Annotated in this window: 9 protein-coding genes; 4 read left to right on the top strand and 5 right to left on the bottom strand. The window is 73.7% G+C overall.

Features of this window, described 5'->3' with window-relative positions:
* Both AB8Z36_RS20660 and AB8Z36_RS20655 read right to left on the bottom strand, forming a co-directional pair.
* On the bottom strand, window positions 1-937 hold a 937-nt coding region (locus tag AB8Z36_RS20660), incomplete at its 3' end, for a GNAT family N-acetyltransferase (protein WP_369214832.1).
* A gap of 53 nt (window positions 938-990) precedes the next feature.
* Window positions 991-1,668 carry an HD domain-containing protein gene (locus AB8Z36_RS20655; RefSeq protein WP_369214831.1) on the bottom strand — a complete coding sequence of 226 codons (678 nt, stop codon included), beginning with the start codon at window positions 1,666-1,668 and terminating at the stop codon, window positions 991-993.
* Window positions 1,669-1,728: 60 nt separating this feature from the next.
* Between AB8Z36_RS20655 and AB8Z36_RS20650 the strand changes: the two genes are divergently transcribed.
* Window positions 1,729-2,415 (top strand): maleylpyruvate isomerase family mycothiol-dependent enzyme, encoded by a 687-nt coding sequence (locus tag AB8Z36_RS20650; protein WP_369214830.1) that lies wholly within the window; start codon window positions 1,729-1,731, stop codon window positions 2,413-2,415.
* A gap of 24 nt (window positions 2,416-2,439) precedes the next feature.
* Here the strand turns inward: AB8Z36_RS20650 and AB8Z36_RS20645 are convergent, their stop codons facing one another.
* A complete protein-coding gene (locus AB8Z36_RS20645; protein ID WP_369214829.1) occupies window positions 2,440-3,420 on the bottom strand; it encodes a hypothetical protein in 981 nt (326 codons plus the stop codon).
* Between the two features lie 184 nt (window positions 3,421-3,604).
* Between AB8Z36_RS20645 and AB8Z36_RS20640 the strand changes: the two genes are divergently transcribed.
* The 3 genes from AB8Z36_RS20640 to AB8Z36_RS20630 all read left to right on the top strand — a co-directional run bounded on the left by AB8Z36_RS20640 (window position 3,605) and on the right by AB8Z36_RS20630 (window position 7,389).
* On the top strand, window positions 3,605-5,896 hold the full coding sequence (locus tag AB8Z36_RS20640; RefSeq protein ID WP_369214828.1) for a heavy metal translocating P-type ATPase: 2,292 nt from the start codon (window positions 3,605-3,607) through the stop codon (window positions 5,894-5,896).
* Between the two features lie 139 nt (window positions 5,897-6,035).
* Entirely contained in the window at window positions 6,036-6,725 is a 690-nt protein-coding gene (locus tag AB8Z36_RS20635) for a copper homeostasis protein CutC (protein WP_369214827.1), read from the top strand.
* A gap of 88 nt (window positions 6,726-6,813) precedes the next feature.
* Window positions 6,814-7,389 (top strand): DUF2165 domain-containing protein, encoded by a 576-nt coding sequence (locus tag AB8Z36_RS20630; RefSeq protein WP_369214826.1) that lies wholly within the window; start codon window positions 6,814-6,816, stop codon window positions 7,387-7,389.
* On the opposite strand, the gene AB8Z36_RS20625 is transcribed toward AB8Z36_RS20630, so the two are convergent.
* Together AB8Z36_RS20625 and AB8Z36_RS20620 are read right to left on the bottom strand one after the other, a co-directional pair.
* On the bottom strand, window positions 7,386-9,440 hold the full coding sequence (locus AB8Z36_RS20625) for a HelD family protein (RefSeq protein ID WP_369214825.1): 2,055 nt from the start codon (window positions 9,438-9,440) through the stop codon (window positions 7,386-7,388). The genes AB8Z36_RS20630 and AB8Z36_RS20625 overlap by 4 nt on opposite strands.
* A gap of 224 nt (window positions 9,441-9,664) precedes the next feature.
* Window positions 9,665-9,887, bottom strand: a 223-nt coding sequence (locus AB8Z36_RS20620) for a WYL domain-containing protein (RefSeq protein WP_369214824.1), incomplete at its 5' end; no start/stop codon positions are given.

The raw sequence follows: 9,887 nt of genomic DNA, 5'->3' as shown, positions 1-9,887 counted from the left end.
GGGCCCAGGTGGACAGGGCCTGGAGGGCCACCGTCGCGTAACCCCGGCCGCGCGCCGCCTCCGCCAGGTCGTAGCCCACCTCCACGCGGCCCTCCTCGTCCGGCGGGCCGTGGAAGCCCATGCCGCCGATAGCCACCTCGTCCTCGGTGCGCACGATCACGTAGAGGCCGAACTCGGGGCGGTGGACCCCGGACGTGTACCCCTTCAGGACGCTCTCGGCCGCGCCCCGCGTCCCGTCGTAGGGACCGCCCTCGATCCAGGTGAAGCCGCCCGTACCGCCCCCGGCGAGATCCGCCGCGACCGCGGGCGGGGCCTCGCGGAGTGCCACGGGACCCGCCGCGAGCGAGTCCGCGTTGCGCCACCGCCACGCGGTCTGCCGCGCCCGCCCGGTCAGCTCGCCCCGCCCGGTGGCCCAGAGCAGGACCTGCCAGGGGCCCGCCCCCGACGCGGCGGGCGGCACATGCGGGAAGAGGTGCGCGAGGACGGCCTCCGCCAGCTCGGCGGGCGGCTCGGCGCCGACGCCGAACGCCGACGCGATGTCGTGCGTGTGGAGCAGCGCCTCGGCGACCCCCATCGCGGCGAACCCCGCCGCGTCGGCGCTGCCGCAGGGGTAGGGGTGGTACGCGCGGACCCCGCGCGGCGTCGTACGGACCACGGAGGCCAGCAGGCCGCCGGTCGCCTCGATCACCCGGATCGCGTCCTCGGGTCCCGAGCCCTCGTCGAGGGTGATCTCGAAGGGAACGTACGCCCCGGTGGCACGCCCGGTGAGCTGACCCGCGTACGCCACCAAGTCGCTCGCGACGTGCTCCGCTGTCTTCAGGCAGCTCCATTCGAGCCCGCTCGCAGGCGTCCCCCAGTCCCGGTCCGCCACCGAACGCAGCACCTTCGCCGTGTGCGCCACGGCTTCCTCGATCCGGTCCCCACCCATGAGCAGCATGCGCGCAGCGTACGGGAGGACGGGAGGTGCGGCCCGGGATTTCTCTCCCGGTTTCACGGGGTGAGCAGCGCGAGCTCCGTGGTGAGGTTCTCGCGTGCCGGGGCCTCCCAGTGGGCCGCCCCGTGCGGCGTCCTGAACAGCTTCGGCAGCGCGAGGAGTTGGTGCAGGACCGCCGCCCGCCCCGCGCGGAACGCCTCGTCCGGCACGAATCCGTACTCCTCGCGCACGGCCGCGGCGTAGGCGGCGTACGCGGCCGGTTCCGAGGCCAGGACCGCCAGGTCGGCGTCGCAGAGCACCTCGCCGTTGTGGTCGCCGTCGGCCGGGTCGTGGCTGACGGTGAGGCGGACGAGCCGGGTCACCTCGGCGATCTGCGCCGAGGTGAGGCCCGCCTCGGGGAGCGCGCGCTCGGCCAGCCGGGCGGAGCGCTCCTCGTTCGTCGACCGGTCGGGCAGATAGACGGCGTCGTGGAACCAGGCGGCGATACGGACGATGTCGGCGTCGTCGGCGTGGTCCTCCAGTACGCCGATGTGGTCGAGGACCGCCGTCAGGTGTGCGGTGGTGTGATACCGCCGCTGCGGTTCGGCCCAGCGCTCAAGGAGGTTGTCGGCGATCCGGTACGGGTCGAAGACACACTCGTCGGTGTTCCGTACGCGCAGCAGCGTCTTGAGCCAGCGGGCGCGGAGGCCGGTGCCGCCGTGGTCGGTGTCGCCGTGATCGGCCGTGGGTGCCATGGGACGAGCCTAGAGGTTCGTGCCGTTGCCAGGAGCTGTCAGGAAGGGTTGGCTCGGGGCATGACGACCACGACGCCTGACGAGAGCTACGAGCCCGAGCGCGCGGGACGGCTGCTCACCGCCGAACGCGACGCCCTGATACCGCTGTTGAGGGACGCGCCCGACGACGCGTACGCGATCCGCACCTGTTGTCCCGGCTGGACCGTGCGACATGTGCTCGCGCACTGCGGTGCCGCGCTGATGCGGGTGATCGAGAGCCGCTTCGAGGAGGGCGTGTTCTCCGCCGAGGGCAATGACAGGGACATCGCCGAGCGCGCCGACTGGCCGAACTCGCGCGTCGTGGACGAGCTGGAGCGCGGCCTGACGGAGGTGGGCCCGGTGCTCGCGGCGGCCAAGGGCGCGCTCGACGGCGTCGCGGTGGGCGAGTGGGTGCACGCAGGAGACGTACGGGAGGCCTGGGGCAAGCCCGGTGCGTACGCGGGGGCGGGGCTCGCGGACGCGCTGCCGCTGCTCGCGCAATTCAGCAAGGGCGCCTACGCCAGGAGGGCGCCGGGCCTCGCGGTCCACGCCGACGTCGACGGCAGGGACGAGCCGCTGGCCCTCGGCACCACGGACGGCCGGAGGCCTCCGGCCCGCTACATCGGCGACGCCCCGACCCTGATCCGGCTCTGCGCGGGCCGCCCGCTCACGGGCACGCGGTACGAACTCGCCGGGGCGCGCGAGGAGGAGATCAACCTTTTCGGGTGAGGGGCCTGAGGGGCCTCAGGGGCCTCAGGGGCCCTGGCGGGCGTCCTCGTGGGCGTGGCCGCCCGCGTGCACGGTGAACGCCGCCGTGCGTACCTCGCCCTTGTGCTTGAAGTCCAGGAACAGGCGGTACGCGCCCGCGCTCGGTGCCGTCGTCGTGAAGGAGACGCGCGGGCCCGGCCGCGTCCTTCCGTCGCCCGGCTCGCCGTCGGGGTGGACGTGGAGGTGGGCGAGGTCGCCGGAGCGCAGGGCGACCAGGTGGCCGTAGGCGCCGAGGTAGGGCTGGAGGTCGGTCACCGGGCGGCCGTTCCTGGCCACGCTCAGGGTCAGGTCACTGGCCTCGCCCGGCTTGAGGCCGCCCTTGAGCGTGACGTCATAGCCGTCCACCGAGGCCCTGGCGCTCTCCGCCGGAAGCTCCCTCGGCGCCGACCTGCCCGCCACCGCCAGGTCGGCGCCGAGCGTCAGGGCCTCCTTCGCGCCCCGGGGGCGGAAGTCGGCGAAGACGCGGTGGCCGCCCGCCTCGGGCAGGGCTACCCGGGTCGACCAGGTGCCGTCGGACGCGCGCTCGGGGTGCAGATGCCGGTAGGTGGCCAGGTCGCGTGAGGCGACGACGAGATGCAGCTCCTTGGTGTGCTCCTTCTCGTACGCCGTGACGTTCTTGCCGGTCGCGTCGTCGACGACGGCGAAGCGGAGCTTCTCGCGCTTGCCCGCGCTCACGCGGGCCGTCTTCAGGTCGAGGGTGTAACCGCCCTCGGAGATCCGCAGCCCGCCGGGAGCGTCAGCGCCTTCTCCGCCATGGCCTGTCGCGCCTTCTCCGTGGCCCGCCCCGCCCTTTCCGTGACGTGCCTCGCCGGTGTCCGCGTCGGCCTCGCCGTGGGCGGCCCTCTCGTGTCCGGCCGTGGGCGTCGTGTCCGTGACGGGGCCGACGCCCTTGCCCACCCCGTACGCCGTGCCGAACGTCGCGGCGACGGCTGCGGTGAACGCGGTGATCTTCAGTCCGGTGTGCATGACGGCTCCCTGGGTCTGCCGGTTCGGTTCTCGCGATGCCTCGACAATACCCCTGGGGGGTATCAAGTCAAGGCCGTTCCGCCCTTGCGTCGGATACCCCCCGTGGGTATAACGTGGATCTCGTCAGGGATACCCGACCCCGGTATCCGAAACGGAGCGCGACACGTCACGAGGAGCCTGCGACATGTCCACCACCACCCCCGGCCCCACCGAGGCGGCAGAGGTAGAACTCGCCATCGGTGGCATGACCTGCGCCTCCTGTGCCGCGCGGATCGAGAAGAAGCTCAACCGCATGGACGGCGTCGAGGCCACCGTCAACTACGCCACCGAGAAGGCCAAGGTCAGCTACCGCGGCGCCGACGTCTCCGTGGGCGACCTGATCGCCACGGTCGAGGCCACCGGGTACACGGCCCAGGAGCCCGCTCCCGTACGGGAGGCTTCGGGCGGAGCCCCGGGTCCCGGTGACGGGGCGGCCGGGACGCGGGACGGCGACGAGCTGCGGCCGCTGCGTGAGCGCCTGGTCACGGCGGTGGTGCTCGCGGTGCCCGTCATCGCCCTTGCGATGGTCCCGGCCTGGCAGTTCGAGTACTGGCAGTGGCTCTCGCTGACGCTGGCCGCACCCGTCGTCACCTACGCCGCCTGGCCCTTCCACAAGGCCGCCGTCGTCAACGCGCGGCACGGCGCGGCCACCATGGACACGCTGATCTCGGTCGGCACGTCGGCGGCGTTCCTGTGGTCGCTGTGGGCGCTGTTCTTCGGTACCGCGGGCACGCCCGGCATGACCCACCCCTTCGAGCTGACCATCGCGCGCACCGACGGCGCGGGCAACATCTACCTGGAGGCCGCGGCCGGGGTCACCGCCTTCATCCTCGCCGGGCGCTACTTCGAGGCGCGGTCCAAGAGGAAGGCGGGCGCCGCCCTCAAGGCGCTGCTCGAACTGGGCGCCAAGGACGTGACCGTGCTGCGCGACGGCGGGCGCGAGGAGACCGTGCCGGTGGGCGGGCTGAGGGCCGGTGACCGCTTCCTGGTCAGGCCCGGCGAGAAGATCGCCACCGACGGCACCGTCGTCGAGGGCGCGTCGGCCGTCGACGCCTCCATGCTGACCGGCGAGTCCGTGCCCGTCGAGGTCGGCGCGGGCGACGCGGTCACCGGAGCCACGCTCAACGCGGGCGGGCGCCTCGTCGTCGAGGCCACCCGGGTCGGGGCGGACACCCAGCTCGCCCGGATGGCGCGGCTCGTGGAGGACGCCCAGAACGGCAAGGCCGCCGCCCAGCGCCTCGCCGACCGGATCTCCGCGGTGTTCGTGCCGGTCGTCATCGGCCTCGCGCTCGCCACCCTCGGCTTCTGGCTCGGCAGCGGCGCCGGACTCACCGCCGCCTTCACCGCCGCCGTGGCCGTCCTGATCATCGCCTGCCCGTGCGCCCTCGGCCTCGCCACGCCGACGGCCCTGATGGTCGGCACCGGGCGCGGCGCCCAGCTCGGCATCCTGATCAAGGGCCCGGAGGTCCTTGAGTCCACCCGCGAGGCCGACACCATCGTCCTGGACAAGACCGGCACCGTCACCACCGGCACGATGACCCTGCTCGCCACGCACACCGCCCCCGGCACCACCGCCGCCGAGGCGCTGCGCCTCGCGGGCGCGCTGGAGCACTCCTCCGAGCACCCCGTCGCGCGGGCCGTCGCCGCCGGAGCCGCGGCCGAGGCGGGCCCGCTGCCCGTCCCCGAGGACTTCGCCAGCGTCGCCGGGCTCGGCGTGCAGGGCGTCGTCGGGGGCCACGCGGTCCTGGTCGGCCGGGAAAAGCTCCTCGAAGTGTGGGAGATCCGGCTCACCGGCGAGCTGAAGCGGGCCAAGGAGGCGGCGGAGGAGGCCGGGCGCACGGCCGTCGCGGTCGCCTGGGACGGTGAGGCGCGGGCGGTCCTCGAAGTCGCCGACGCGGTGAAGGACACGAGTGCGGAGGCGATCCGCAGGCTGCGCGCCCTCGGTCTGACCCCGATCCTGCTGACCGGCGACAACAAGGCGGTCGCGGCGTCGGTGGCCGCGGAGGTGGGCATCGCCCCCGGCGACGTGATCGCCGAGGTGCTGCCGGAGGACAAGGTCGACGTGGTCAAGCGGCTCCAGGCCGAGGGGCGCAGCGTGGCCATGGTGGGCGACGGCGTGAACGACGCGGCGGCCCTCGCCCAGGCCGATCTGGGGCTCGCGATGGGCACCGGGACGGACGCCGCGATCGAGGCGGGCGACCTCACCCTCGTACGGGGGGATCTGCGGGCGGCGGCCGACGCGATCAGGCTCTCGCGCCGCACCCTGAAGACGATCAGGTCGAATCTGTTCTGGGCCTTCGCCTACAACGTCGCCGCGCTGCCGCTCGCCGCGTCCGGCCTGCTCAACCCGATGATCGCCGGAGCGGCCATGGCCTTCTCCTCGGTGTTCGTGGTCGGCAACAGCCTGCGGCTGCGGCGCTTCAAGCCGCTGTCCTGAAAGGCCGGTCCGGGCGACAGCGGATCACCCCGGTACGAGGGAGTCGCCTCGCGCCGGGGTGTTCTGCGCGTAGGCTGTCAATTGGACTAGACCTGTGGGACGAATCACGAACGATCGTGATGAAGAGGAAGAGACATCCATGAGCAAGCGTGCAGTACTGGAGGTGATCGCCCTCGACGCCGAGGACGCCGTCGCCGCGCGGGACGGAGGTGCCGACCGCCTGGAGCTGGTGACCGACATGGCCGCCGACGGCCTCACCCCCTCGCGCGAGACCTTCGCCGCGATCCGCGCCAGGGTCGACCTCTCGCTGCGCGTCATGCTGCGCCTGGCCGACGGGTTCGCCGCCGGGGACGTCGACGAGCTCGTCCGCAGAGCCGGTGAGCTGCGGAGCGAGGGCGCCGACGAGTTCGTGCTCGGCTTCCTCGACGAGTCGGGCGCCCCCGACCTCGCGGCCGTGGAGCCTCTGGTGGACGCGCTCGACGGGTGCAGCTGGACCTTCCACCGCGCGATCGACCGCGCCGCCGACCGCGACGCCCTCCGCAAGCAGCTCGCGGACCTGCCGGGGCTCGACACGTATCTCACGGCCGGGGCCGCGGGCGGCGTGGACGAGGGGCTCCCCACGCTGATCGCGGAGGCCGCCCGGTGCGGCGACCCCGGCTACGGGCCGCGGCTCCTGGTCGGCGGCGGCCTCCGCCTTGACCACCTGCCCGAGCTGAAGGCGGCCGGGGTGGACGCCTTCCACATCGGCGGCGCGGCACGGCCCGCCGGGTGGGAGGCGCCGGTGTCCGCGTCGGCCGTGGCGGAGTGGCGGGCCGCGGTCGACGGCTAGCGGGCGGGTGGATGTCCCTGTGACGTGCCCCTGACGGGGCGGCCGTCGATCCCTCGGGGTACAAATGTGCCCCTAGGGAGGGGACTTCATGACCACCGCACCGACCAACGCGCCGGACACCGAACCGGCCGACGCCCCGTCAGGCCGCACGCTGCCCGCCGCCGCGGCCCTGCTCACCGGGACCGTCGCGCTCTACATCGCGCTCGTGGCCTTCGGGAACATCACCGACTTCGGCACCAACCAGCAGTTCGTACGCCATGTCCTGGCGATGGACACCACCTTCAAGGACGACGACCTGATGTGGCGGGCGGTGACGTCCACCGGCCTCCAGGACGCCGCGTACGTCGCGATCATCGTCTGGGAGTCCGTCGCCGCACTGGCGCTGATCGCCGCGACGGTCCTGTGGGCCGGGGCCCTGCGCCGCCGCTCCGGCTACGCGCGGCCCCGCCGCGTCGGCACCCTCGGCCTCGTGATGATCCTGCTGCTGTTCGGCGCCGGATTCATAGGCGTCGGCGGCGAGTGGTTCGCCATGTGGCAGTCGGAGAACTGGAACGGCCTGGACGCCGCCACGCGTGTCGTGACCCTGGCGGGCCTGGTGCTCGTCGTGACGCACCTGCCGTCCGCCGCGGGCCGGGCGGACGGCAGCAAGGCTCCCCGGAACTAAGCGAGCTGCGCGGGCAGTCGAGCCGCGTGCACGACGGTGAGTCCGGAGACGGCACGCGTCAGCGCCACGTACAGCCGGCGCAGGCCGGTCCGCTCGTCGGGCTCGCCGTCGACGACGGCGGCGGGCTCGTCGAGCACCACGTAGTCGTACTCAAGGCCCTTGGCGAGCGAGGCGGGCACCAGGGTCAGACGGGTGTCGGGCGTCGTCTCCTCGCCGGGGGCCAGGTACGTGACCCCGGCCGCCTTCAGCGCCTCGGCCAGCGCGGGAATCCGGGAGTCCGCCGCGATCAGGCCCACCGAACCCTCCCGCTCCAGCGCCTCGTCGCACGCGGCGAGGCAGGCCGCGTCCAGCGCTTCGCCGTCCTCGGAGCGCCGCACCGCGAGCGAACCGGGCGACTCACGCACCGAGTTGACCTCGGCGAGGCCCGGCGCGATGTCCGGCAGCAGCCGCGAGGCGTACGCGATGACCTCGCGCGGCACACGGAAACCGGCCGTCAGCTCCTCCACCACCGCGTCGCCCTTGCCCAGATGGCCGAGCGCTTCGTCCCAACCGCGCGTCGCCCACGGGGTGGTGCCCTGCGCGAGGTCGCCGAGCACGGTCGCCGAGCCCGTCGTGCAGCGCCGCCCCACCGCGCGGTACTGCATGGGGGAGAGGTCCTGCGCCTCGTCGAGCACCACATGGCCGAGGGAGTGCGTGCGCGTGACCAGGTCGGTGGCCTCGTCGACGAGGACCGCGTCCGCCGCCGACCACTTGGCGGACTTCACGCTCCGCGCGGGCTTCGCCCACAGGATCGTGCGCTGCTCCTCCTCGGTCAGGATGCCGTCCGCGTGTGCGGCGAGGAACTCCGCGTCGGACAGCAGCCGCAGGACCAGCTTCGCCGGGTCGACCGGCGGCCAGACGGCCTTCACGGCCGCCTTCACCGCCGTGTTGCGCGCCACGGCGTCCTGCACCCGGTCGTCGGGCGCCTCGCCCGACTGCTCCATGCGGACCAGGACGGCGTGCGCGATGCGCTGCGGCAGGGCCTCGCGCGCGGCTCCGTAGCGGATGTCGCGCGCGAGCAGCTCCTGGACGATCTCCGCCAGCTCGTACGCGGGGACGCGCCACCGCCGTGAGCCGCGCACCACCACGACGGGTTCGGTGGGCGGGGTGACGTGCGAGCGCACGGCACGGCGGAGCACCTCGGCCATCCGGGCGTCGCCCTTGACCAGGGCGGCGGGCGCGTCGTCCGCGCCCCTGACCTCCACGTGCGCGACGAGGTCGTCGACGGTGGCCTGCTTGACCTCCAGCTCGCCGAGGGCGGGCAGCACCTGCTCGATGTAGTGCAGGAAGGAGGCGTTCGGCCCGATGACCAGGGTGCCGGTCCTGGCCAGCCGCTCGCGGTGGGCGTAGAGCAGATAGGCCACGCGGTGCAGGCCGACGGCGGTCTTGCCGGTGCCGGGCCCGCCCTGCACGCAGACGCTCCCCGAGAGACCACTGCGGACGATCTCGTCCTGCTCGGGCTGGATGGTGGCGACGATGTCCCGCATCGGGCCGACGCGGGGCCGCTCGATCTCCCGCTGGAGCAGCGCGCTGGTCCGCTCGGCCTCGTCGGCGTCGCTGAGGTGCTCGTCCTCGTACGCGGTGAGGTCGCCGCCGGTGTAGCCGAAGCGGCGGCGCAGCGCGATGTCCATCGGGTTCTTCTTCGAGGCCCGGTAGAACGGCTGGGAGACCGGCGCGCGCCAGTCGATGACCATCGGGTCGCCGTCGGCGTCGTGGACATGGCGCCGCCCGATGTAGAACCGCTCGCCCTCCGCGCCCTCGGCCTGCTCGGCGCCCGGGGCGTGCAGGTAGTCGAGGCGGCCGAAGAACAGCGGGGTGTGGGCGAGGTCGGCGAGGGACTTGATGCGCTCGTCGAGCTGTCTTTCGAGGACCGCGGCGTTCACCCAGTTCGCGGTGACGTCACGGATGTCGAGGGCCTCGGCGTCGGCGCGCATGGCGCGCAGGGCGGAACGGGACGCGTCGAGGTGACCCCGCTCGCGGGCGAGCGGGTCGGTCTGGTCGTGCGCGTGCACGGATGCCTCCGGCGGTTCTGGCGGTGTCACGACGCGAGCCGCGGCGGTGGCCGCCGCGGCCCGTCGGTGCTGTCTCCAGGTTCGGTGTGCCTGGCTGCCGCCCGGTTTCCGTCCGGGGGGCGGCGCTCCGCGAGGGAGGCCGGGGAAGGGGGCATCCTAAGCGCGCCGCGCGGACCGGGGCCAACGGTTTTTGTCCGGCCTCCCGCCCCGCCGGTTCCCCCGGGTCAGTCGTCCGCCAGCTCCGCCACGCCCGTGACCCGGTGCAGGGGGTACGTGCGGACCTCGTCCGCCGTGTGGTCGTAGGCCGTGACGAAGCCGCCCTCCACGCGGACCGGGGCGATCACGCGCTGGCTCGCGGCGCCCTCGGCGTTGACGTAGCCGATCCACACCGCCTCGCCGGTCAGGACCGCCGCCTGCATCGTGGCGAGCGTCTCCGCGGCCGTCSKG

This window comes from Streptomyces flavofungini, assembly GCF_041028215.1.
GTDB classification, from domain to species: domain Bacteria; phylum Actinomycetota; class Actinomycetes; order Streptomycetales; family Streptomycetaceae; genus Streptomyces; species Streptomyces flavofungini_B.
This window is presented reverse-complemented; position numbering and strand designations above follow the sequence as displayed.

What these genes read in the sequence shown, in the direction of transcription:
- AB8Z36_RS20655 (WP_369214831.1), bottom strand. Translation starts at nt 1,668, where the DNA reads ATGGCACCCACGGCCGATCACGGCGACACCGACCACGGCGGCACCGGC.
- AB8Z36_RS20650 (WP_369214830.1), top strand. Translation starts at nt 1,729, where the DNA reads ATGACGACCACGACGCCTGACGAGAGCTACGAGCCCGAGCGCGCGGGA.
- AB8Z36_RS20645 (WP_369214829.1), bottom strand. Translation starts at nt 3,420, where the DNA reads ATGCACACCGGACTGAAGATCACCGCGTTCACCGCAGCCGTCGCCGCG.
- AB8Z36_RS20640 (WP_369214828.1), top strand. Translation starts at nt 3,605, where the DNA reads ATGTCCACCACCACCCCCGGCCCCACCGAGGCGGCAGAGGTAGAACTC.
- AB8Z36_RS20635 (WP_369214827.1), top strand. Translation starts at nt 6,036, where the DNA reads ATGAGCAAGCGTGCAGTACTGGAGGTGATCGCCCTCGACGCCGAGGAC.
- AB8Z36_RS20630 (WP_369214826.1), top strand. Translation starts at nt 6,814, where the DNA reads ATGACCACCGCACCGACCAACGCGCCGGACACCGAACCGGCCGACGCC.